A 22,070-nucleotide genomic window follows, 5' to 3' on the forward strand; every position below is an offset into this window, starting at 1 on the left:
CGGTGACCCATTCCCGTTCGGTGCGGCCGTTCTACCGGCCGATGCGGCCCCGCAGCCGCGACGAGCCGAATCGCGCGGCGACGCCGCTGGAACTCTTCTTCGACCTGTGCTTCGTGGTGGCCGTGGCGCAGGCGGCCGGCAACCTGCACCACGACGTCTCCGAGGGGCACCTCGGCCACGCGCTGACCAGGTACCTGATGGTCTTCTTCGCGATCTGGTGGTCGTGGATGAACTTCACCTGGTTCGCGTCGGCGTACGACACCGACGACGACGACGATTCAGGCTGAACTCGGCCGCCACCGGATGCGAACATCCGGCCAGCCACCGGGCGTGTCCGCCCGAAGGTGGGCAGAATTGCGGGCATGCTTCGCCGCCGATGGTTGCTGGCCGATCAACTCGGGCCGCACTTCCTCGACGACCCCGATCAGCCGGTGCTGCTGGTGGAGATCGGGGACCTGTTCCGCCGTCGACCCATGCACCGGCAGAAGGCGCACCTGATCCTGTCCGCGTTGCGCCACCGCGCGGCCGAGCTGGGTGACCGGGCGCTGCTGGTGCGGGCCGACACGTTCCGGGAGGGGCTGGCACAGGTCGGTGAGCCCCTCGAGGTGTGCCATCCGCACTCCCGGGCGGCGCTGGGCTTCGCCCGGTCGGTGCCGGAGCTGACCGTGCTGCCCCCGCGCGGCTTCATCACCAGCCAGGCCGACTTCGCCGGCTGGGCCGACCGCACCCGGCGCGGTCAGCTGCGGATGGCCGACTTCTACCGGCACGCCCGACGCCGGCACGACGTGCTGACCGCCCCGGCCGGCGGGGCCGCTGCGACGCGACGCTCCCGCGCCGAGGGCCACGGCACGCCGACGGCACCGCCGCCACCGCCGCCGATCGTCGAGGACGACATCGACGCGCAGGTACGCCGTGACCTGGACCGGTGGGCCGCCGACGGCGCACGGTTCGTCGGCCGCGACGGCCCCCGCCGGTACCCGGCCACGCACGCCGAGGCGCGGGCCCGCCTGGAGCACTTTCTGACCCATCGGCTGCCCGAGTACGGCCGCTACGCCGACGTAATGAGCGTCGACGACCCGCTGTTGGCGCACTCCGCGCTCTCGTCGTCGTTCAACCTCGGGCTGCTCGACCCGGAGCCGGCGGTCCGCGCCGCCGAACGGGCGTGGCGAACCGGGGCGGCCCCCCGTACGGCGGTGGAGCCGTTCATCCGGGGTCTGCTCGGTTGGCGGGAGTTCCTCTGGCAGCTCTACTGGTACTTCGAGCCCCAATACCGCGGGGCGAACTGGCTGGCCGCGACCGAGCCGCTGCCGCAGTGGTTCGCCGAGTTGGACGCGGACACGGTGGAGGCCCGCTGCCTGGCCGACGTGCTCGCCGCCGTACGGGACCAGGCGTGGACCCACCACACCCCCCGCCTGCTGGTGCTGGGCAACTACGCGTTGCACCGCGGCTGGCGCCCGACCGACCTGGCGGACTGGTTCCGGCAGTGCTTCGTCGACGGCACCGACTGGGTGATGAACGCGACCGTCGTCGGCATGAGCCAGTACGCCGACCTGGCCCGGCTGGACACCCGCCCGTACGCGGTGGGTGGCACCGACATCGACGAGATCAGCGACTACTGCTCCGGGTGCCGCTACGCGCCCGAGCGGGCGCTCGGCGATCTGGCCTGCCCGTACACCGGGGGGTTCGAGAGTTTCCTGCACCGCAGCCGGGGGCGGTTGGTGGCCGATCCGCGGCTCGCCGCCGAGCTGGACAGCCGGGACGATCCGGAGCACCGCGAGGCGGTGCTGGCGCAGGAGGAGAAGCGGGGCAGCACACCGCCGTGATCAGACCGCCTCCTGGGCGGGGTCGGCGGGCCGCTGCGCGGGCACCGGCGGCGCGGGGCGGGCGACGCCCCGGTTCAGGCCGGTGACCAGCAACCGGTTGTAGGAGGCCGGCATCACCCGGGCCAGCAGGTCGGGCAGCTTCGCCGACCAGCCGATCAGCACCCGACCCCGACGCCGCTCGACACCCCGCAGGATCACCTCGGCGGCCCGGTCCGGCGCGATGGTGAGCAGCTTCTCGAACTGGGCGCGCCCGGCGGCGTACTCCTCGTGGGAGACGCCGCTGCCGATCCGCGCGTTCTCGGTGATGCGGGTGCGGATGCCACCGGGGTGCACCGAGGTCACACCGATGCCGTCGTCGACGAGTTCGTGGCGCAGCGCCTCGGTGAGGCCGCGCACCGCGAACTTGCTCGCCGAGTACGCGGTCTGCCCGGCCGGTGCGATCAGCCCGAACAGGCTGGAGATGTTGACCAGGTGCGCGCCGGGCTCCGCCTTGAGGGTGGGCAGCAGCGCGTGGGTCAGCTGCGCCACGGCCCGGAAGTTGACGTCGATCACCCAGCTGAACTCGTCGAACGTCACCTGGTCGAACCGGCCACCGAGGCCGACGCCGGCGTTGTTCACCAGCAGCCGCACGCGCGGATGCCGCTGGCTGATCTCCTCGGCCGCCCGGGCGGTGGCCGCCGCGTCGGCGAGGTCCACGACGTGGGTGTGCACCTGACGGTCGGGATGCGCGGCGCGGATCGCGGCGGTGACCGCGTCCAGCCGTTCGGCGTCGCGGTCCAGCAGGACCAGGTCGCTGCCCCGGCGGGCCAGCGCGTGCGCCAACGCCGCGCCGATGCCGCTGGCCGCGCCGGTGACGACGGCGGTGCCTCCGGTGAAGGTGAACCTCTGCACGGTCGGGCTCCTCTCCTGGCGGTTACCGGCGACCAGCCGGATCGGAACGCGTGGCGCCGGCGGGCACGGACACACCCTCGGCGCGGGAGAACCGCACGCCCTCGTCGGCGAGCCGGCCGTGGCGCATCAGCAGCACGTCGCGGGCGTAGTTCTGGTGCAGCCGCCACGGCGCGGTCGCACCCTGCTTGGGCAGCGCGTCGACGCTGCGCAGCACATATCCGGAGCGCAGGTCGATCAGCGGCACCCGCTCGTCGTCGGGCGGCGGGAGCGGGGTCACGACCTGCTGTCCGGTGCGGTCCAGATGGCGGAGCAGACGGCAGACGTAACCGGCGACCAGGTCGGCCTTGAGCGTCCACGACGCGTTGGTGTAGCCGAGAGTCAACGCGAAGTTCGGCACCCCGGACAGCATCATGCCCTTGTAGGCGACGGTGCCGGCCAGGTCGACCTCGGCGCCGTCGACGCTGAGCGTCAGGCCACCGAGGGCGAGCAGGTTGAGCCCGGTCGCGGTGACCACGATGTCGGCCGGCAGCTCAACGCCGGAGGCCAGCCGGACGCCGTGCGCGGTGAACGTGTCGATGGTGTCGGTGACCACCGACGCCCGGCCCTCCTGCACGGCGGTGAACAGGTCACCGTCGGGCGCCACGCAGAGCCGCTGGTCCCACGGGTCGTAGCGGGGCGAGAAGTGCCGGTCGACGTCGTACCCCACCGGGAGCCGGCCCTTCGCGGCGCGGCGCAGCAGCCGCTTCACCAGGCCCGGGGCGCGCCGGCTGAGCTGGAAGTTGAGGGTGGACAGCAGGACGTTCTTCCAGCGCACCACCGGATACGCGGCCTTCGCCGGCAGCCGGCGCCGCAGCGCGTCGGCCAGCCGGTCGCGGGAGGGCAGCGCCAGGACGTACGTGGGTGAGCGTTGGAGCATCGTCACGTGGGCGGCGCGGTGCGCCATGGCCGGCACCAGGGTCACCGCCGTGGCGCCGCTGCCGATCACCACCACCCGTCTGCCGGTGTGGTCGAGGTCGTCGGGCCAGTGCTGCGGGTGCACCAACCGCCCGGTGTACGCCTCGACGCCCGGCAGGGGCGGGGTGTAACCCTCGCCGTAGCGGTAGTAGCCGGTGCAGGCGAACAGGAACGCGCAGGTCAGGACGACCGGCTCGGCGGTGTCGGTGCGCTGGGCGTGCACCGTCCAGCGGGCGGTGGCGCTGTCCCACTCGGCGCGCAGCACCCGATGGTTGAAGCGGATGTGCCGCTGCACGTCGTACTCGCGGGCGGTGTCGCGCACGTACTCCCGGATCGTCGCGCCGTCGGCGATGGCCTTCGGGGCGGTCCACGGCTTGAACGAGTAGCCGAGGGTGAACATGTCCGAGTCGGACCGGATACCGGGGTAGCGGAACAGATCCCAGGTGCCGCCGACGGCGTCGCGCGCCTCCAGCACCGCGTACGTCTTGTCGGGGCAGTCGCGGCGCAGGTGGCAGGCGGCGCCGACGCCGGACAGGCCGGCGCCGATGATCAGCACGTCGACGTGGTCGGAGGCCATGGGCGTTCCTCCATCCGGGGCAGTGGACGGACACTAACACCGCGCCCACCGCCCCGCCGAAGGCCGAGTCAGTCGGCCGCCCGGGTGGACGTCATGATCCAGTTGGTTTCCCAGGTACGTTCGCCGTCGACCGAGAACGCCTGTTCCCAACGGGCCGTGGTCGCGGTGATCTCCGACCAGATGAACCGGCACCGGACCGGCCGCCCCTCGTGCTGGTCGTCGGCGTAGAAGTGGCCCACCCCGTCGACGAAGCGGCCCGCCATCGGCGGTTGTTCCAACTCGCCGCGTCCGCTGTTCATCCAGTAGATCGACCACTGCTCGGTGGCCGGATCGAAGATCCGCAGCGTCGCGCCGGCGAAGCCCTTGGTCGGGAAGGTGATCTCGTCGAAGTTGCCGCCCCCGCCGAAGAAGCTGTGCGCGACCGACACTCCCGGAAACTCGTCCCACTCGTCGCAGCCGGTCAACCGCTCGCGCAGCCGTCGGTTGACCACGTGCCAGGTGCCCACGTAGAAGTCGAAGTCGCCCATCAGTGGCCCACCGGCCCTTCCACTCGCGTGTCACGTAGATAGCCGGTCAGATCAGGGCCCGCCGGCAGCAGCATGTGCCGCACCCAGGCGGCCCGCTCGTGCTCCAGCACCGCCAACTCCCACACGCAGCCAACCTCGCGCCGGCCCAGCTCGACGAAGTGGGTCGGGTCGTCGTCCGGGCAGTCCAGCACCGGCTGCCCGGCCACCGCGATGTGCACCTGCAACGCGTTGTCCCACACCCAGGTGTACGCCAGCAGGTAGGCGCCGGTGTCCGCGCCCCGGTGCAGCACCACCCATCCGGCGGCCGGGGTGCCGTCGCTCACCGCGCGGGCCAGCAGCGCTGGCAGCACGTCGTACGCGGCCTTCTCCACCGCCGGTTCGATCGGCCGCTCCGGCTGGTCGATGTGGTAACGCTTGAGCTGCCAACCGTCCACCGTGACCGGTCCCGGCGTTCGGAGATCCTTGTCGCTAAATGCCATGCCGGGACGGTAGGACCACTCCCCTGACAGCTAGTGTCAGTGAAGTGCGAGCGAGTCGACTTCTCTCCGTCCTGCTGCTGCTCCAGGCGCACGAACGGCTGACCGCCGCGCAGCTCGCCGAGCGACTGTCCGTCTCGCCGCGCACCATTTACCGGGACGTGGAGTCGCTGCACGCCGCTGGCATCCCGCTGTACGGGGAGGCCGGGCACGCCGGCGGCTACCAGCTCGTCGACGGCTGGCGGACGAGGCTGACCGGGTTGACCGCCGAGGAGGCCGACCGTCTCTTCCTGGCCGGACTGCCCGGCCCCGCCGACGAGCTGGGCTACGGCGACGTGGTGGCGGCCCTGCGGCTCAAGCTGCACGCCGCGCTGCCGGCACCGCTGCGCGACCGGGCCGTCCAGCTCCAGCAACGCTTCCACCTGGACACGCCCGGCTGGTACGCCGACGGCGACACCTCCCCCGAGCTGGCCCGCACGGCGGAGGCGGTGTGGCGGCAGCACCGTGTCGAAGTGCGCTACCGCAGCTGGAACGGCGAGGCGACCCGGGTGCTGGAGCCGTACGGGCTCGTGCTCAAGGGCGGCCGGTGGTACGTGGTGGCCGACCGGCCCGGCCGCGGCAGACCCGCCACCTACCGGGTCAACCAGATCCTGGAGCTGACCCCGCTGGCCGAGGAGTTCGAGCGGCCCGCCGACTTCGACCTGCCGACCTGGTGGCGGGCGCACGTGGCGCGGTTCCGGGCGCACCTGCACCGCGACGAGGCCACCGTGCGGCTCTCCCCCGGCGGCCGGGAACGGCTGCGGGAGATCGGCAGCGATCCCGTGGTGGCGGCGGTCGACGCCAGCGCCGGCCCTACGGACGCGCGAGGCTGGGTGACCGCGGTGCTCCCGATCGAGTCGCTCACCCACGCCCACGGTGACCTGCTGCGCCTCGGCGCCGACGTGGAGGTCCTGAGCCCGGTGGCGCTGCGGGAACGGCTGGCCGCCACGGCGGCCGGGCTGGCCGCCCTCTACGCCCCGACCCCCCAACCGGACGCCCCCGCCGATACGTCCCGTCACCGGGCGTGACGTGGGTCGCTCGTGCTGGTCGGTGGCACCGGTCTGGGAGAGTGTGTGATCGTGGATGCGCTCTCGGTGCGGGGACTCGGCCGCAACTTCGGCAACCTGGTCGTGCTCGACGACGTGAGCTTCACGCTCCCGGAGGGCCGGATCGCGGTGGTTCTCGGCCCCAACGGCAGCGGCAAGACCACCCTGCTGCGCTGCGTCGTCGGCGCGGACCGGCCCGACACGGGCGAGGTGCGGGTGCTCGGCTACCGGGCCGACGAGACCGACCCGCAGGTGCGGGCGCTGGTGGCCGCCGCCCTGGACGACATCGACTTCTTCCCCGACCTGTCCGTCGTCGAGCACCTGGAGCTCGTCGCGTACGCCCACGGGGGCAGCGCCGAGCCGGTCGAGGAGGTCCTCACCGAACTGGGCCTGGGCCCGGCCCGCGACCAACTGCCGGTCACCCTGTCCAGCGGCCAGCGCCGCCGGCTCGCGCTGGCGTCGTGTTTCGTCCGGCCGCGTCGGGTGCTGATCCTCGACGAGCCGGAGCAGCGCCTCGACGTCGCCGGCCGACAGTGGCTCGCCGATCGGCTGCGCCGGGAACGCGACGCCGGCACCGCCGTGCTGCTGGCCTCGCACGACCCGGAACTGATCGACGCGGTCGTCGACGAGCGGATCGAGATCGGCCGGTGACCGCCCCGCCGGCCACGATCGCGGCGACACCCGCCGGGCTGCCGACGGCCCGGCAGGTCCGTACGCACCTGCGCCAGGCCCGCCGCCGGCACCACGAGCACTCCCTCGGCGACGTGCTGGGCGACGCGTACGTCATGGTCCTCTTCGTCGGCATGTACGGCTGGTTCGCGATCAGCGCCAGCCGCGACATGCTGGACTCCCCGACCGTCGGGCAGGCCGAGCCGGGGGTGCGGTGGTGGCTGGCGGTCGCCACGCTGCTCGCCGGCGCCGGGCTCGCCTGGCGCGGCCTGCGCGCGCTCGGCCCGCTGCTGGTCACCCCGGCCACCCAGAGCTGGGTGACCAGCGCGCCGGTCGACCGGCGGGCCTGGCTGGCGCCGCGCCTCGCGGTCCTACTGGCCGGCGCCGCGGCCGGCACCGCCGCGCTCGGCGTGGCCGTGGCGGCGCTCGGCGGCGTCAACGACCCGGCCGCCCTGGGCTGGGCGGCGGCCGCCGGCGCGGGATGGGGTGCCGCGGCACTGGCGTTGAGCGTCGTCGCACAGGGCAGCCGGACCGGACGGCGGTGGCCGACCCTGGCCGGCGCGGCCCCGATGGTGGCCGCCGCCGTCATCACCGGCCTCGTGGTGCTCACCGGCCGCCTCGGCGACGGGCTGCCCCGACCGGCGTCCACGCCGACCGTCGCGCTGGCCGCCGTCGGCGTGCCGCTCGCGGTCGCCGGCACGATCCTCGCGGTACGCGCGCTGCCCCGCGTCGACCGGGCCACACTGACCACCGGCGCGCAGTTCGCCAACGCCGCCGCCACGGCCACGATCCTGCTCGACCCGAGCCTGCTCACCGGCCTGGTGGAGAGCCGCCGCTGGCGTCGGATCGGCCGGGTGCGCAGCAGCCGGTTCCTGCCCGGCCCCGGCTGGTGGGCGCTGCTGCAGGCCGACGTGCGCCGGCTGCGCCGCCACCCCAGCGCCCTGCTGATCTGGGCGGCGCTGATCGGAGTCCAGTACGCTGCCGCGCTCGCCCTGCCTGGGCTGGCCGGCGCCGCGCAGGTGGTGCTCGCCTACGTCGCCGCCGACCGGCTGACCGGCGGGCTGCGCTCGATCAGCCGGTCCCCCGGCCTGCGCCGGGCGCTCGGCGGCAGCGACGCCCTGCTGCGCGGTATCCACGTGGTGGTGCCGGCCCTCGGCGCGGGCCTGTGGTGGCTGCTGACCCTGCCGACCGTCGACCCGGGGCCGCAGTGGCTGGCGCCGACGCTGGCGCTCGGCGTGGTGGCCGCCGCCTTCCGGGCCGGCACCCGCCCACCCATCGACTACGGCGGCGCGACGGTCAACACGCCGTTCGGGATGATCCCGGTCGACCTGCTGCGCCAGGGCTCACGCGGGCCGGCGCTGCTCGCCGTGCTCGTCCTGGTCCAGCTGTTCCTGGGCTGACCGGCCCCTCAGCCTCAGCCGTCCAGCCGCCGGACCATGTTCATGATGGTCTCCACCTGCGCGCCGCCCTTGATCGGGAAGTTGGTCGCCCCGAGGTAGCCCCACCAGTCCCAGCAGCCGTTCGGGTTGCTGAGGGCGGTGCCCGCCTGCGGGTAGAGGACGATCAGGTTGTTGGTGTCGGCGTACTGGTTGAGGTTGGCCCGGTCGACGAAGGCCGTGCCCACCGCGCCGTAGCCCTGCGCGCAGCCGTGCAGGGCCACCAGCAGCCGGCACGACTGGCCGGCGGCGCAGGCCGACGGGACGTACGCGAAGCCGTTCGCGTCCATGCTCAGCCCGTTGGCCCAGCCGTTGACGGCGAACGTGTTCTGGCTGAACCGGATGAGCGTGCCGCCCAGCGCCCCGGTGTTCGGCGCGTTCACCCCGCCGAGCAGCTTGCGCAGCAGAGCGTTCTGCGGGTCGGTGCCGCAGTCGTTGAGGTACGGCGACGCGGTCGCCGTACACCCCTGCGTCCCGTACGGGGTGACCCAGGAGTGGCCGGCCGCCGAGCCGCTGTCGTACTGCACGCTGGCCCCGAAGTGCTGGTAGTAGCGGACCAGGTCGTCGGTGACGGACTTCTTCACCGTGGTGTCGTTGGCGCCGTGGAACACGTACACCGGGTCGCCGGACAGGTTGCCCACCGGGTCGACCCAGCCGTACGACGCCCAGGTCCGGGTGTACGTCTGTAGGGCGGAGACGTTGGTCGGGTAGAGGTTGTCGCCGCAGCCGTACAACGCCTGCGCGACGGTGTTCTGCGAGCAGTAGTACGGCCCGGCGGCGAAGACGGCCGCGCCGCGGATCCGCGACGAGTAGGCGACGTGCAGCTGGGTGGCCATGTAGCCACCGGAGGAGACCCCGGCGACGTACACCCCGGAGACGTTGTACGTGCCCAGCGAGCCCACGACCGGCGGCTTCGTGGACGGGGTGGCGGCCTGGGCGGGAGCCGCGACGGTCAGGACCAGCAGAAGGACGGCGGCGAGGACGGTGGTGGCTCTGCGCGGTGTGGACATGGACGCTCTCCTTTGGAGCGCCAACGGGGCGTCGGCGTGCGCGAACGCTACCGTGACATAGACCACACCAGACATGAGTGCGATCGACACGTCCGGCGACGCCGATGTGGTCTCCCGCTACGTCCGACGGTGGTGCCACCATTCGGCCAGACGGGCGTTTGCCCAGCTCACAGCCTTGACGTGGATGCCTCGGCCAGCGACCCTCGATGCCGGATTGTTTCTGTTTCGGAGGATTGGCGGAGAGATGAGACGTTTGCTGATCGCGCTGGCCGCCACGGTGGCTCTCACCCTGCCAGCGGCCATGACCCCGGCCGCGTCGGCTGCTCCGGTGCCACAGCCCGACCCCCTGACCACCCGGGTCAGCGTGGCCAACGGCCAGGTCCAGGGTAACGACCGCAGTGCCGCCAGCAGCAGCTCACGCAGCGGCCGGCACGTCTCCTTCGAGTCGCTCTCCACGAACCTGGTGCCGGGAGACACCAACGGCGTCGTGGACGTATCCGTCCGGGACCTGCGGACCGGGGTGACCCGACGGGCGAGCGTCGCCACCGGCGGCGGTCAGCGCATCGGCGTCAGCAACCAACCTGCGCTCAGCGGGGACGGCCAGCGGGTCGCGTTCGTGTCCAATTCGTTTGATCTGGTGCCGGAGGACACCAACTACGCCGACGACGTCTTCCTGCACGAGTGGTCCACCAACACCACCACCCGGTTGAGCGTTTCGCCCGAGGGGACTGAGGCCAACGCCTCCAGCAACGATCCCTCCATCGACCACCGCGGCCGGCACGTCCCCTTCACCTCGTCTGCCACCAACATGGTGGCCGACGACACCAACCAGCGGCTCGACGTGTTCGTCCGCGACTCGCCGCGCTCCACCGCCCAGCCGCCGCCGAGCTGACCGGCGCGGTGGCCCCGGGCGCGGTCGCCCACGCGTCCGCTCAGGCGGTGTCGCCGGGGACGAGATGGCGATAGCCGGGGATGGTCTCGCCGAACCAGCCGGCGACGCTGGCCAGGCCGCGCTCGTTGAGCTGCGCGTCGTGGATCGGGTACGCCCGTTCGGCGCCCACCGCGGCGGCGAACCGGATCGCCTCGTCGAGGCGCAGCCAGGACCCCTGCGCGGGCACGAGCAGCGTGTGCACCGGTTCGTCCGGCACGTGCAGCGAGTCGCCGGGGTGGTAGAGCCCGTCGCCGACCAGGTAGCCCAGGTTGGGGCAGTCGGGCTGACCCTCGTGGATGGGGGCGTGCCGTCCGCCGTGGGCGCTGACGTCGATGCCGGCCGCCGTGAAGCGCCGCCCCGCGCGAACCCGGGTCACCGGCAGCGGGGCGAGATCGGGCAGGCGGGCGCCCTCGGGGGCGTACACGGGGACGCCGAGGCCGGCGAGGCGCAGCACGTCCACGTGGTCGGTGTGCTCGTGGGTGACCAGGACGGCGTCCGCCCCGGCCAGGGCACGCGGTTCGCTCCAGGTGCCCGGGTCGATCACCAGCACCCGACCGTCGTGCTCGACGCGGACACAGGCGTGCGTGAATCGGATGATCCGCATCCGGCGACGGTACGCCGAGCGGACCACGACCGGCTGGCGAGAAATCGAGCGTCGTCAGACCCGGCGACCCGCCGACATGCGGACGATGTACGCGAACTGCGCCGCGAACGCCACCAGCGCGACCACCACCCCGGCGAGGATCGTCAGCCAGTGCGCGGCCCCGACCGCGCTGACCACCAGGGCGACGCCCAACCCGACCAGCGCCGCGTTGACCGCGCCCACCAACGCGGCCGTGGTGAGCAGGAACTCCCAGCGCCCCGGCCGGGTGCCGACCAGGATCCAGGCGGTCTCCGCGCTGTCCTCGGACGCCACCGCGTCGGCGAAGAAGTCGTGTTCACCGGCGAGGCGGTCCTGGTAGTAGGCGCGGATGCGCTGGATCCGTTTCAGGTCCAGCGCGTTCTCCACCGTGGTCTCCACCAGCCGCAGGAAGGTCAGCACGCCGATGACCACCAGGATCGGCAGTACGGCGCCCAGGTACGGCCGGATCACCCGGTCGTTGCCGGAGACGAAGCCGAGGCCGATCAGGGCCGCCGACAGCACGGACAGGAAGATGGTGGCACGGCCGGTGGCCTCGGTGATCGTGCCGGCGCGGGACGTCTGCAGGGCGTAGTGCTCGGTGGTGAGGACGCTCAGCAGCGCCTTTTCGCGTTCGGCATCGTCCATGCCACCACTCTCCGCAGTCGCCCGGCCTCGTTACCGTCACCCTATGGGCGGCCCGGAGGGTCCGGCCGGTGAAACGATCGCTCTCGAAGGGGACAGCGAGCGGCAAAGCGGGCACGTATCCTCCGCATGCCGGTGATCAGTGGGCGGCGGGGTCGGCCGACGGGCGGAAGGGGACCGGATGCCGGGGTGGTCTGGTCGGGGCGGTCGGCAGCGACGCGCCCTCGCCGTCGGTGGGCCGCTGCTCGCCGTCGCCGTCGTGATGCTGCTGGCCGCCTGGCGCAGCACCGGCTTCCTCAGCGACCTCCTGCTCAACCTCGGCGCCAGCGTGGTGCTCGCGGCCATCTCGTACGTCATCTTCGACCCGCTGTTCGAAGAGGCCCGCAAGGCCCGGGTGCAGGAGCACCTGAGCTTCGACCAGCAGGCGTTCGTGACGCGGCTGGACCGCTCCGCCCGCCGGGTGCGCATTCTCGACACCTGGACGATCCTTCTGGAACAGCGGCACCGCGAGGAGACCCTGTCCGCGGTACGCACGGCGCTCACCAACGGCGCGCAGGTGCAGTTGCTGCTGCTCGACCCGGACTGCACCGCCGCTCAGCAGCGCTCCGAGGAGTTGGAGCGGCAGCGGGTGGACGTGCCGCGACAGATCCGCACCAACCTGCGCCACCTGGCCGCGTTCTCCGACGCCCTCGACGCCCGGCTGCGGCAGCGGTTGCAGGTCCGGCTCTACGACGCGTCCCCGTCGATCCAGCTCTACCAGTGGGACGGGCGGGCGCTGATCTCGTTCTTCCCGATCGGCAAGCTCTCGTTCAACGTGCCGCAGCTCGAGGTGGACATGGACAGCCCGTGGGGCGGGTTCGTGCACGCCCGGTTCGAGGAGCTGTGGGAACACGAGCAGGCCACCCTCAACCTGGAGCGGTACTGGTCGGTCACGGTCACGCTGCGTCACGACGACCTGGACGTGGTCGAGGTGCGCGTGCCGTACGTGACGGTGGACGGGCAGCACTACGTCGACTGCCAGGGGTTCCGGGTGACCGGGCCGCTGACCGTGCGGGCCGTGCTGCCGCCCCGCGCGCCCGGCGCGACCCCGGCCGTGTTCGGGCTGGCCGAGCCGGCCGACGGGGACCGCACGCCGGCCACCATCGTGAGCCGGCACTTCGACCAGAAGTACGGGCACGGCGACGGGGAGCGGGCGATCCGGCGGCTGGTGCCGGCGCCGGGCGCTCCCCGTACCCCGGCTGCCCGGGCCGGGACGGCCGACGACACGCACGGACGGTGACCCCCGTCCCGCTCGGGGCCCTGGCGAGCGGGACAATGGTGGGCGCACCGCACCGATCGCCAGGAGGTCCGTTCGCATGCCGCCCAGCCCCGCACCGCCGCCCGGGTCCGCGCAGTTGCGCGCCGACTGCGGGCGCTGCTTCGGGCTGTGCTGCGTGGTGCCGGCGTTCGCCCGGTCGGCGGACTTCGCCATCGACAAACCGGCCGGGCAGCCCTGCCCCAACCTGCGCACCGACCACCGCTGCGGCATCCACACCGAGCTGCGGCAGCGCGGGTTCCCCGGTTGCACGGTGTTCGACTGCTTCGGCGCGGGGCAGCAGGTCGCCCAGGTCACCTTCGGCGGTCGGGACTGGCGGGACGCACCGGGGACGCTGCCCGCGATGGCGGAGGCGTTCGCGGTGCTGCGACCACTGCACGAGCTGCTCTGGTATCTCACCGAGGCGCTGACGCTGCGCCCGCCCGCCGACCTGCGCGTCGAGCTGGAGCGCGCGCACGCCGAAACCTGGGCGCTCTGCGGCGCTGACCCGACGCGACTACGCGCGGTGGACACCGCCGCGCACCGCGACCTCGTCAACCCACTGCTGGCGCGGGCCAGCGACGCGGCGCGTTTTCCGGGAGGCGCCGATCGTCGGGGTGCCCAGCTGCTCGGGTCCGACCTGCGGCGGGTCGACCTGCGGCGGGCCAACCTGCGCGGGGCGCTGCTGGTCGGCGCGGACCTGCGCGGCGCCGACCTGAGCCTCGCCGACGTGACGGGCGCGGACCTGCGCGGCGCCGATCTGCGCGGCGCGGACCTGCGGAGCACCCTCTTCCTGCACCAGGCGCAGCTGGACGCGGCGCGGGGTGACACCCGCACCGGGTTGCCGGCGGCGCTCACCCGGCCGGCGCACTGGACCGCGCTGGCGCTCACCCCGGTCCGCCAACCCTCCCGGTCGGCGACGTCCACCCGGCGCGGCCGACGCCGCTGAGCGCGAGGTTTCGGCCGTGACGACGCCGCTGAGCGCGAGGTTTCGGCCGTGACGACGCCGGGTAGCCAGCGCCGACGCGGACCGGCATCGACGGGGGGGCACGGCGTGGGCTACCGAAAGCGCGACGGTGAGCTGCCGGGCGACCCGCAGCACAGCGAGGACGAGGCCGGCCAGGTCCCGTTGGTGCAGGTCGAGGCCGACACCGAGGTCCCACCCCCGGACGACACCGACGTGCCACCGGACATCGTGACCGAGGACAACAGCTCGGGTGTCGCGGGTGGGTCGTCGGGCAGCAGCGGCGGCGGGTCGAGCATGCCCGGCCACCCGGACGCGACCCGCTGACGCTCTGGTCAGCGGCTGGCCAGCGCGGCCCGTGCCTCGGTCATGCCCTTGTTGGCCAGTCGGTCGGCGCGCTCGTTCTCCGGGTGCCCGTTGTGCCCCTTGACCCACAGCCAGGTGACCTGGTGCCGCTCGCAGGCCGCCTCCAGGCGCTGCCACAGGTCGGCGTTCTTCACCGGCTGCTTTGCGGCGGTCAGCCAGCCGTTGCGCTTCCACGACGCCAGCCAGCTGGTGATGCCGTTGCGCACGTACGTGCTGTCGGTGTGCAACTCCACGGTGACCGGGCGGTTCAGGCTCTCCAACGCCTGGATGGCCGCCATCAGCTCCATCCGGTTGTTGGTGGTCGGCGTCGCCTCGCCGCCGCACAGCTCCCGCTCGTGGTCGCCGTAGCGCAGCAACGCGCCCCAGCCGCCCGGCCCCGGGTTGCCACTGCACGCCCCGTCGGTCCAGATCTGCACGCCCCTGCCGGCCGCCGCGTCCACCATGCCCGGCAACCTACCGGGCGGCCGGGCCGCACCCGCCGATCGGGGGCCGCGACACGGGACCGACCGGCGCCGACCCCTCGGGGGGTCAGCCGGGCGGCGCATCCGGCCCGACACCGGGGCCGATCAGGTCGGGGAGGCGCCACCCACCACGGCCGCCGGGATGGCTGGCACGGGCCGGGGCGGTCCGACCCGGTCGCGCAGGCGGTGCGCCGCGTCGCCGGCCGTGGCGGCGATCATCGGCAGCAGCCGGGTGGAGTTCATGACCGCGACCTCCTCGGCCGGGGTGGTGACGCCGTCGAGGAACCGCAGCACCCGCTCGGCCGGATTGCGGTCGAAGAGCCGTTCGAAGAACTCGGGACCGCTGACCCCGCCCCGGTCCAGGGCGCGCAGCGCCACCGCGTCCATCCAGCGGTGCCGGCGCGGGTACGCGGGCTCCGGCACCGGCGGCCGGCCGGCGGCGAGCGCGCGCGCCACCTGGTCGGCCTGGCGGTACATGGCGGAGAAGGTGAAGCCGGTGGAGGGGCGGGTCGCGCCCCCGGCCGTGCCGAGCCGGACCACCCGCGGCGACGGCCGGGCCGGGAACGGCGCGTCGGTCATCGGGATCACCCCGTTCTCCACCTCGCGCACCCGCAGCCCGGCCGGGTCCAACCCGAGCAGATCGCGGTACGCGGCCAGCGCCGCGTCGTACCCGGCGTCGGTGAGCAGGCCCGGGGAGAACTCCGTGTACTCGACCAGGGCGTAGCGGTCACTGACCGGCAGCACGTAGCCGAAGGACACACCGCGGGGCGGCTGCGGGGTGCGGAAGTCCATCAGCACGGCCCGCCCGGGGTCGAACACCGGCCGGTCGGCCTCCAGCCACCAGCCACGAAAGTGTTGCAACCAGGTTGTCCGCCCGGCCCGCGCCGGTGGGCGGGGGCGGGAGTCGAGCACCCAGCCGGCTCGTACGACCGGGCCGCCGGCGGTACGTACCAGCACGCGGGTGCCGTCGTCGGTCACCGCCTCGGCGGGCGCGACGACGCGGGTGGCGTGCAGGCGGCGCTCGGCGACGGCAGCCCGGTCGTAGACCGGGCCGGAGCGCAGCATGGCGTACCTCAGCGGGGTCAGGTCCAGGACGCGGCGCCGCGCCGGCGTGGCCACCTCGACCTGTGGCCAGCTCGCGCTGAGCAGCGGGTCCAGGTCGGGGTCCGGGCTGCCCCAGAAGGCCCAGGTGCGGTCCTGGCCGCGTCGGCGCACCGGGTCGACGACGGCGATCCGCAGGTCGCGGACGTCGTGCCGGTCCAGCGCGGCGAGCAGCAGCGACGCGGCGCCACCACCGCCGAGCAGCGCGAGGTCGACGTCGAGCGGCGCGGAGTCGGTCACCCGCACCACGCTGCCACACCGCCCGGTGCGTCCACCCGTCGCCCGCCCGGCGAGCGCTCAGGCCACCGGAGCGGGTGAGTGCTCGACCGGGGGCGGGTCGGCGTAGGCACGCTGCACCGTCGCGCGGTCGAAGACCCGCCAGGTGGCGGCGGAGACGCCGATCGCCACCACCAACCCCACCCAGTACGGCGCGGTGATGCCGATCCAGGAGGCCAGCAGCCCACCGAGCAGGGCGCCCACGCAGTTGCCACCGGCCGCCACGAAGAGGGTCGTGCTGGCCACCCGACCCTGCAGGGTCGGTGGGGTGAGTCGCTGGCGCAGCGAGTTCGCCACGATGTTCCACAGCGCGCCGTGCACACCGAAGGCGAAGAGCGCGAACCCGACCACGAGGGTGCTACGCGACGCGGCCAACGCCAGGTGCAGTCCCGCCTCGACGAGCAGGCCGACCCGGACCGTCCAGGTGGCGCTGATCCAGGAGACGAGCCGGTCGCCGTGGAGCGCGCCGAGCACCCCACCTGCGGCCATGCAGGTGAACAGCAGCCCGTAGCCGACGGACCCGAGTCCCAGCCGCTCGTCGGCGAGCAACACCAGCACCGCGAGGGCGGCGGTGAGGGTCACGTTGAGCAGGCCGATCAGCACGGCCATGGTGCGCAGCAACCGCTGGTGCGCCAGCCAGCGCAGCCCTTCGACGATCTCACTGCCCATCGAGCGGGCCCGGCGTCCGTGCGCCTCGCCGGCGACGGCCCGGAAGTCCCCGCCGATCAGCGCCACCAGCACGGCGCTGAGGGCGTACGTGACGGCGTTGACGAGGAACGGGCTGCCCGCCGAGAGGGCGAACAGGAAGCCGCCGAGCGGTCCGGCGAGCATGCCGTGCATGAGGGTGGTGCCGCCGCCCAGCCAGCCGTTGGCGCGTTCCAGGCGGTGCCGGGGCACCACGGTCGGCAGCATGGCCTGGCTGGCCGCGCGGAACACGATCTCACCGGTGTTGACCACGAACAGCACCGCGTACAGCAGCGCCACCCCGCCTCGATCGGTCATGATCGCCGCGGCCAGAACGGCGAGCGCGACCACCCGGACCAGGTCGATGACGATCATGAGGCGGCGGCGGTCCATCCGGTCCACCAACACCCCGCCGGGCAGGGCGAACAGCAACCAGGGCAGCCAGGCCACGGCGGACGCGGCGGCCACCACGAGCGGATCGTCGGTACGCGACGCGACGAAGAGTGGCGCGGCCACGGTCGCCAGCCCGCTGCCCAGGGCCGACAGGGTGCTGGCCGCCCACAGCCGGGCGAACGCATGTCCCAGACCAACCCCCGCGTCCCCTGTCACGGCGAGCGAACCTACCAGCGCCTCCCGGGGTCCACCGGGATTTATCCCGCCGGCAGAAGCGTGCCGGACAGGCGACGCGATACCTCGCCATCGCCTCAGCGACGACAGCCCGACCGGAGCAGACATCGACCGGAGCACCCGTGCCGGTCGGGCCGTCCGGGCCTTTCCGCAGCTCTCCCCACCTTCGGGTGGACACGTGACGGCAACGAGGATTTCTCATTTTCACCTGATCGAGGCCCCAACCCACCTAGTGTTGGGCACACCGGTGCTAGTCACGGAGTTGGCCACCCGAACGACGTCCCACGCAGTCAGCGGACGAAAAGTGAGGGAAGACGCGTATGAAGGTCTCAACAGCACTCTGTTCAGCGTCGCTCGGCGTGGGCCTCGGCACGCTCCTGCTGCCAGGCGCCGCGCTGGCCGACACCACCGTGTCACCGGCCACCACCCCGGTCGGTGGAACCGTCGTGCTCACCGCGACGACCTGCAACCCGAAGTCGGGTGACGCCCTGTTCCGCGTCACCGGCCCCAACCGCGACCAGAACGTCCGATCCACCACGGCGGCCGCGGGCGGCGGGCTGAGCGCCGAACTCTTCACTGCCGGGTTCACCCTGGGCACCTACACGGTGGCCGCCACCTGCGGCGACGGCAGCTCAGCCGGCAGCTCCACGTTCACCGTCACCCCGATCGGCGGCGCGCCCGCCGGCTCCGGCGGCGACAGCCGCGACAACGGCGCCCTCGCCGCCGGAGGCACGCTGCTCGGCACCGCCGCGGCCGGCGCGGTGATCCTGTTCCGCCGGCGCCGTCCGGTGTCCGCCGTCGCCTGACCGGCGACCCGCTCCATCCCTGAGGACGGGTGCCCGCGCCGGTGGCGCGGGCACCCCGACGATCCCGTACGGAGGTGCGCACGTGTGGTGGCGGCGGACCCTCCCGGCCGTGGTCGCCCTGCTCGGCATCAGCGGGCTGGGGCTGATCACGGTCGGCCTCACCGCCGACCCGGCGCGGCCACCACGGCCACCGGCCGGAACACCGGCACGCACCCATCCCGCACCGGACCTGGCGCCGCTGACGCGCGCCGCGCCGGTCCGGGTGCAGATCCCCGCCATCGGGGTACGCGCCGAGATCGTCCCCGTCGGCGCGGACGCCGCCGGGGTGCTGGAAGTGCCACCCCTGGACCGGCCGACCCTCGCCGGCTGGTACCGACACGGGGTCAGCCCCGGCGAGACGGGCAACGCCGTCCTGGTCGGACACGTCGACTCCCCCAGCGGGCCGGCCGTCTTCTTCGACCTCGGTCGCCTGCGCGCCGGGCAGGAGATCCAGGTCACCCGCACCGACGCGCGGATCACCACGTTCACTGTGGACGACGTGCGCGCGTACCCCAAGGACCGCTTCCCCACCGCGCTCGTCTACGGCCCGGCGGACGCCGCCGGGCTGCGCCTCATCACCTGCGGCGGACGGTTCGACCACGCCACCGGCAACTACGTCGACAACGTCGTCGTCTTCGCCACCCGCACCGCCTGAGCCGGGGCCGCCCGCCTGTCGGGCGCCGGACCCCGCTCGGCAGAATGCGGTGGCACCATCCCTGATCGGGGCGGTACGCCGGCGACGGGGAGGCACGTGGTGGATCAGCGAGCGGTACGGGACCGGGCCGGCCGCGGCGTACGCGCGCTCGCCCGTCGACTGCTCGGACGGGTCGAGGGCGGCTCCCCCACCCCACGCCGGTCCAACCCGGACGCGGTGGTCGACTGCGCCGTCTACGTCAACGGTCGACGCGAGCCCGGCCGCCCGCACTACGCCGACGCGTACGCCCACGCCCGGCGCGGCCGCGACGCGTTCGTCTGGTTGGGCCTGCACGAGCCGGGGCCGGCGGTGCTCGCCGCGGTGGGACGAACGTTCGGCCTCGACGAGCTGATCGTCGAGCAGGCGCTCACCGACGGGCACCGGCCCACCGTGCAGCGCCACGGGCCGGTGACGGTGCTGGTGCTGCGCACCGCCGGGTACGTCGAGCACGACGAGCTGACCGACACCTCCGAGGTGATCGACACCGGCGACGTGATGGTGCTGCTCGGCAACCGGTTCGCCATCACCGTGCGGCACGGCGCCACCGGTGCGCTGCGCAGCGTCCGCGCCGACATCGAACGCCGGCCCGCGCTGCTGGCCGCCGGCCCGTGGGCGGTCGCCTACGCGGTCTGCGCCCGGATGGTCGACACCTACCTGGAGGTGGCCGGGCACGTGGAACGGGACCTGGAACGGGTCGAGGAGGCGGTGTTCGCCCGGGACCGTTCCGCCGACATCCAGCACATCTACCAGCTCAAACGGGAGGTCGTGGAGTTCAAGAGGGCGGTCCTGCCGTTGCAGGCGCCGATGCGCACACTGCTCGACACCGACGGCTCGGACGGCTCCGACGGCCCGCCGCGTACGCTGCACCGCTGGTTCGTCGACGTGGACGGCCGACTGAGTCGGGCGGTGGACCGCGTGGCCGCGTACGACGACCTGCTCACCTCGATCGTCCAGTCCCGCCTGGCGCAGCTCGCGGTCGAGCAGAACAACGACATGCGCAAGATCGCGGCGTGGGCGGCCATCGCGGCCACCCAGACCGGCATCGCCGGCATCTACGGCATGAACTTCGACCACATGCCCGAGCTGGCCTGGCGCTACGGCTACGCCGGCGCGGTGGCCCTGATGGCCCTGGCCGCCCTGGCCCTGTACCGCCTGTTCCGCCGCTCCGGCTGGCTCTAACCCCGCGCAGGTCAGCCCGCCCCCGCGCAGGTCGCCCGCCCCGCGCGGATCACCCCGCCCCGCGCAGGTCGCCCGCCCCGCGCGGATGACCCGGGGCCAGCGGCACGGCGGCCGATCGCGTCATGCCCGCGAGCGTAGGGACGACCGTCAACCCGTCGGCCAACGTCCGGGGCCGCGCGGCGGTGCGGCAGGATGACGGCGTGGGCAAGGATGGCAGGCGCAGACGGGCGAACGCGACGGCGGAACGGGTGTGCCCGTGCGGCTCGGGCCGGACGTACGCAGACTGCTGCGCGCCGGTGCACGGCGGCGCGGCGCAGGCACCGACGGCCGAGGCGTTGATGCGCTCCCGGTTCAGCGCCTTCGCCCTCGGCGACACCGGCTACCTGCTGCGGAGCTGGCACTCCTCGACCCGACCGGCCCGGCTGGAGCTGGCGCCGGGGCAGCGGTGGATCTGGCTGGAGATCGTCGACACCGACCGGGGCGGACTGCTCGACGCCACCGGCACCGTGACGTTCCACGCCCACTACCGCGACGCGGGCCGCGCGGGCACGCTTACCGAACACAGCCGGTTCGCCCGCGAGGACGGCCGATGGGTCTACCTCGACGGCGATCAGCCCTGACGGCTGCGCCGATGGCCGGGCTGAACGTATGATGACCCCGGCGTAGTCCTGCGCCGCACCTCCCTCCCGGCGCTCACGCCGCCGGCCACGCGGAGGCAAAGGGGGCCTGGAGCCCTCGGGACGTGGTGCCACATGCCCCACTCCGGCGGGGTCGACGGGAGCGTGAGTCCCGGTGACCGTGCCGTTGACCGGGAGCATGTGATGACCAACCAGAGATCGTTCAAGACCCGGGTCCGCGCCCGGATGGCGAAGACCGGCGAGAGCTACACCACGGCCCGCCGGCACCTGATCAACCGGGCCGCCGGGCCCGACCCCGAGGCGCCTCCGGCACCCGCCGCCGCACAGACCGAGCGGATCGCCGACGACCTGCTCCGCGACCGGACCGGGCGGGGCTGGGCGCAGTGGTTCGCCGTGCTCGACGCCGCGTCCGCCGCCGAGCGGACGCACACCGAGATCGCCCGTCACCTGGTGGCCGAGCACGAGGTTCCGGGCTGGTGGGCGCAGAGCATCACCGTCGGGTACGAGCAGGCACGCGGCCTGCGCTCGCCCGGTCAGCGGCGCGGCGGCGGCTTCGAGGCCAGCGCCAGCCGGACGGTGGCGGCGCCGGCAGCACGGCTGTTCGAGGCGTTCGCCGACGAGACGGCGCGCGCCCGCTGGCTGCCCGACGTCGAGGTGCGGGTCCGTACCGCCACCGCGCCGCGCAGCTTCCGGGCCGACTGGGCCGGCGGGCCCACCCGGATCGTCGTCGGCTTCGACGCGGTCGGCGAGTCGAAGACCCGGGTCAACGTCCTGCACGAGAAGCTGACCGGAGCCGAGCAGGCCACGCAGCTCAAGGCGTACTGGCGGGAGCGGCTCACCGCGTTGAAGGTGCTGCTCGAGTCGAACGGAGACAACCGATGACCATGACCTTCATCAACCTGCCGGTGCGCGACCTGACCACCGCCGCCGAGTTCTACCGGACGCTCGGCTTCACCACCGACCAGACCGGGCCGGACGGGGACAGCATGATGCTCACCATCTCCGACACCACCCGGCTGATGCTGCACGTCAAGTCGGCCTTCGAGGCGTACACCGGGGTGGCCGCCACCGACACGGCGACCAGCCGGGAGGTCATCGTGGGGCTGTCGGCGCAGAGCCGGGAGCAGGTCGACGAGCTGGTCGATCGGGCTGCGGTCGCCGGTGGGGAGCCGCTCGGGCCGGGGATGGCCAACGGGCCGATGTACATGCGCGGCTTCCGGGACCTCGACGGTCACCAGTGGTCGTTCCTGCACATGGCTGGCTGAGCGAGCGCCCGGCGGCGGCCCTTCCGGTCGCCG

General features: G+C 73.5%; 25 protein-coding genes. 15 read left to right on the top strand and 10 right to left on the bottom strand.

Translation table 11 applies throughout. The features are described 5' to 3' along the window. Positions 1 to 2: 2 nt before the first annotated feature. Both O7620_RS10370 and O7620_RS10375 read left to right on the top strand, forming a co-directional pair. Positions 3 to 287: a low temperature requirement protein A gene (locus tag O7620_RS10370; protein WP_278122855.1), complete on the top strand. Its 285-nt coding sequence runs from the start codon at positions 3 to 5 to the stop codon at positions 285 to 287. 75 nt (positions 288 to 362) lie between these two features. Beyond that, the gene (locus O7620_RS10375) at positions 363 to 1,823 is read left to right on the top strand and encodes a cryptochrome/photolyase family protein (protein WP_278122856.1); all 1,461 of its coding nucleotides are present in this window, start codon (positions 363 to 365) and stop codon (positions 1,821 to 1,823) included. Here the strand turns inward: O7620_RS10375 and O7620_RS10380 are convergent, their stop codons facing one another. The 4 genes from O7620_RS10380 to O7620_RS10395 form a co-directional block, all read right to left on the bottom strand. Next, positions 1,824 to 2,714 (bottom strand): SDR family NAD(P)-dependent oxidoreductase, encoded by an 891-nt coding sequence (locus O7620_RS10380; protein ID WP_278122857.1) that lies wholly within the window; start codon positions 2,712 to 2,714, stop codon positions 1,824 to 1,826. It lies immediately after the preceding gene. 22 nt (positions 2,715 to 2,736) lie between these two features. Continuing rightward, the gene (locus tag O7620_RS10385) at positions 2,737 to 4,245 is read right to left on the bottom strand and encodes an NAD(P)/FAD-dependent oxidoreductase (RefSeq protein ID WP_278122858.1); all 1,509 of its coding nucleotides are present in this window, start codon (positions 4,243 to 4,245) and stop codon (positions 2,737 to 2,739) included. Positions 4,246 to 4,313: 68 nt separating this feature from the next. After that, positions 4,314 to 4,772: a hypothetical protein gene (locus tag O7620_RS10390; protein WP_278122859.1), complete on the bottom strand. Its 459-nt coding sequence runs from the start codon at positions 4,770 to 4,772 to the stop codon at positions 4,314 to 4,316. After that, positions 4,772 to 5,251 (bottom strand): hypothetical protein, encoded by a 480-nt coding sequence (locus tag O7620_RS10395; protein ID WP_278122860.1) that lies wholly within the window; start codon positions 5,249 to 5,251, stop codon positions 4,772 to 4,774. The genes O7620_RS10390 and O7620_RS10395 overlap by 1 nt, the downstream gene beginning before the upstream one ends. Positions 5,252 to 5,295: 44 nt before the next feature. Here O7620_RS10395 and O7620_RS10400 point away from each other — a divergent pair, with 44 nt between their 5' ends. The 3 genes from O7620_RS10400 to O7620_RS10410 are packed head-to-tail and all read left to right on the top strand — an operon-like array spanning position 5,296 to position 8,402. Next, a complete protein-coding gene (locus tag O7620_RS10400) occupies positions 5,296 to 6,315 on the top strand; it encodes a WYL domain-containing protein (RefSeq protein WP_278122861.1) in 1,020 nt (339 codons plus the stop codon). 45 nt (positions 6,316 to 6,360) lie between these two features. Further along, positions 6,361 to 6,984 carry an ABC transporter ATP-binding protein gene (locus tag O7620_RS10405; protein ID WP_278122862.1) on the top strand — a complete coding sequence of 208 codons (624 nt, stop codon included), beginning with the start codon at positions 6,361 to 6,363 and terminating at the stop codon, positions 6,982 to 6,984. After that, on the top strand, positions 6,981 to 8,402 hold the full coding sequence (locus O7620_RS10410) for a DUF6297 family protein (RefSeq protein WP_151490417.1): 1,422 nt from the start codon (positions 6,981 to 6,983) through the stop codon (positions 8,400 to 8,402). The genes O7620_RS10405 and O7620_RS10410 overlap by 4 nt, the downstream gene beginning before the upstream one ends. 14 nt (positions 8,403 to 8,416) lie before the next feature. Here O7620_RS10410 and O7620_RS10415 read toward each other — a convergent pair whose 3' ends face one another. Further along, positions 8,417 to 9,448: a PHB depolymerase family esterase gene (locus tag O7620_RS10415; RefSeq protein WP_278122863.1), complete on the bottom strand. Its 1,032-nt coding sequence runs from the start codon at positions 9,446 to 9,448 to the stop codon at positions 8,417 to 8,419. A gap of 244 nt (positions 9,449 to 9,692) precedes the next feature. On the opposite strand from O7620_RS10415, the gene O7620_RS10420 reads away from it, so the two are divergent. Beyond that, on the top strand, positions 9,693 to 10,340 hold the full coding sequence (locus O7620_RS10420; RefSeq protein ID WP_278122864.1) for a hypothetical protein: 648 nt from the start codon (positions 9,693 to 9,695) through the stop codon (positions 10,338 to 10,340). A gap of 40 nt (positions 10,341 to 10,380) precedes the next feature. On the opposite strand, the gene O7620_RS10425 is transcribed toward O7620_RS10420, so the two are convergent. Continuing rightward, positions 10,381 to 10,983, bottom strand: coding sequence for an MBL fold metallo-hydrolase (locus O7620_RS10425; RefSeq protein WP_278122865.1), 603 nt, complete (start codon positions 10,981 to 10,983; stop codon positions 10,381 to 10,383). Between the two features lie 54 nt (positions 10,984 to 11,037). Beyond that, on the bottom strand, positions 11,038 to 11,646 hold the full coding sequence (locus tag O7620_RS10430) for a hypothetical protein (protein WP_278122866.1): 609 nt from the start codon (positions 11,644 to 11,646) through the stop codon (positions 11,038 to 11,040). Positions 11,647 to 11,824: 178 nt separating this feature from the next. On the opposite strand from O7620_RS10430, the gene O7620_RS10435 reads away from it, so the two are divergent. The 3 genes from O7620_RS10435 (at position 11,825) to O7620_RS10445 (ending at position 14,228) form a co-directional block, all read left to right on the top strand. After that, positions 11,825 to 12,922 carry a DUF5919 domain-containing protein gene (locus O7620_RS10435; RefSeq protein WP_278122867.1) on the top strand — a complete coding sequence of 366 codons (1,098 nt, stop codon included), beginning with the start codon at positions 11,825 to 11,827 and terminating at the stop codon, positions 12,920 to 12,922. A gap of 76 nt (positions 12,923 to 12,998) precedes the next feature. Then, positions 12,999 to 13,886 carry a pentapeptide repeat-containing protein gene (locus O7620_RS10440; RefSeq protein ID WP_278122868.1) on the top strand — a complete coding sequence of 296 codons (888 nt, stop codon included), beginning with the start codon at positions 12,999 to 13,001 and terminating at the stop codon, positions 13,884 to 13,886. Between the two features lie 105 nt (positions 13,887 to 13,991). After that, a complete protein-coding gene (locus tag O7620_RS10445; protein WP_278122869.1) occupies positions 13,992 to 14,228 on the top strand; it encodes a preprotein translocase YidC in 237 nt (78 codons plus the stop codon). An 8-nt stretch (positions 14,229 to 14,236) separates the two neighbouring features. Here the strand turns inward: O7620_RS10445 and rnhA are convergent, their stop codons facing one another. The 3 genes from rnhA to O7620_RS10460 all read right to left on the bottom strand — a co-directional run bounded on the left by rnhA (position 14,237) and on the right by O7620_RS10460 (position 17,398). Continuing rightward, positions 14,237 to 14,710, bottom strand: coding sequence for a ribonuclease HI (gene rnhA, locus O7620_RS10450; protein ID WP_151490409.1), 474 nt, complete (start codon positions 14,708 to 14,710; stop codon positions 14,237 to 14,239). A gap of 123 nt (positions 14,711 to 14,833) precedes the next feature. Continuing rightward, entirely contained in the window at positions 14,834 to 16,069 is a 1,236-nt protein-coding gene (locus tag O7620_RS10455; protein ID WP_278122870.1) for a lycopene cyclase family protein, read from the bottom strand. Between the two features lie 57 nt (positions 16,070 to 16,126). Beyond that, positions 16,127 to 17,398 (bottom strand): MFS transporter, encoded by a 1,272-nt coding sequence (locus O7620_RS10460; RefSeq protein WP_278122871.1) that lies wholly within the window; start codon positions 17,396 to 17,398, stop codon positions 16,127 to 16,129. Between the two features lie 377 nt (positions 17,399 to 17,775). On the opposite strand from O7620_RS10460, the gene O7620_RS10465 reads away from it, so the two are divergent. The 6 genes from O7620_RS10465 (at position 17,776) to O7620_RS10490 (ending at position 22,037) form a co-directional block, all read left to right on the top strand. Continuing rightward, positions 17,776 to 18,222, top strand: a complete 447-nt coding sequence (locus tag O7620_RS10465; protein ID WP_278122872.1) for a hypothetical protein — start codon at positions 17,776 to 17,778, stop codon at positions 18,220 to 18,222. An 82-nt stretch (positions 18,223 to 18,304) separates the two neighbouring features. Then, on the top strand, positions 18,305 to 18,916 hold the full coding sequence (locus tag O7620_RS10470; RefSeq protein ID WP_278122873.1) for a class F sortase: 612 nt from the start codon (positions 18,305 to 18,307) through the stop codon (positions 18,914 to 18,916). Between the two features lie 99 nt (positions 18,917 to 19,015). Continuing rightward, positions 19,016 to 20,134, top strand: a complete 1,119-nt coding sequence (locus O7620_RS10475) for a magnesium and cobalt transport protein CorA (protein ID WP_278122874.1) — start codon at positions 19,016 to 19,018, stop codon at positions 20,132 to 20,134. Between the two features lie 200 nt (positions 20,135 to 20,334). Then, positions 20,335 to 20,754, top strand: coding sequence for a YchJ family metal-binding protein (locus O7620_RS10480; RefSeq protein ID WP_278126941.1), 420 nt, complete (start codon positions 20,335 to 20,337; stop codon positions 20,752 to 20,754). A gap of 201 nt (positions 20,755 to 20,955) precedes the next feature. Then, the gene (locus O7620_RS10485; protein ID WP_278122875.1) at positions 20,956 to 21,654 is read left to right on the top strand and encodes a hypothetical protein; all 699 of its coding nucleotides are present in this window, start codon (positions 20,956 to 20,958) and stop codon (positions 21,652 to 21,654) included. Next, positions 21,651 to 22,037, top strand: coding sequence for a VOC family protein (locus O7620_RS10490; protein WP_278122876.1), 387 nt, complete (start codon positions 21,651 to 21,653; stop codon positions 22,035 to 22,037). Before O7620_RS10485 ends, O7620_RS10490 begins: the two co-directional genes overlap by 4 nt. Positions 22,038 to 22,070: the final 33 nt, after the last annotated feature.

The organism is Micromonospora sp. WMMD710 (assembly GCF_029626045.1).
In the GTDB taxonomy this organism is placed as follows: Bacteria; Actinomycetota; Actinomycetes; order Mycobacteriales; family Micromonosporaceae; genus Micromonospora.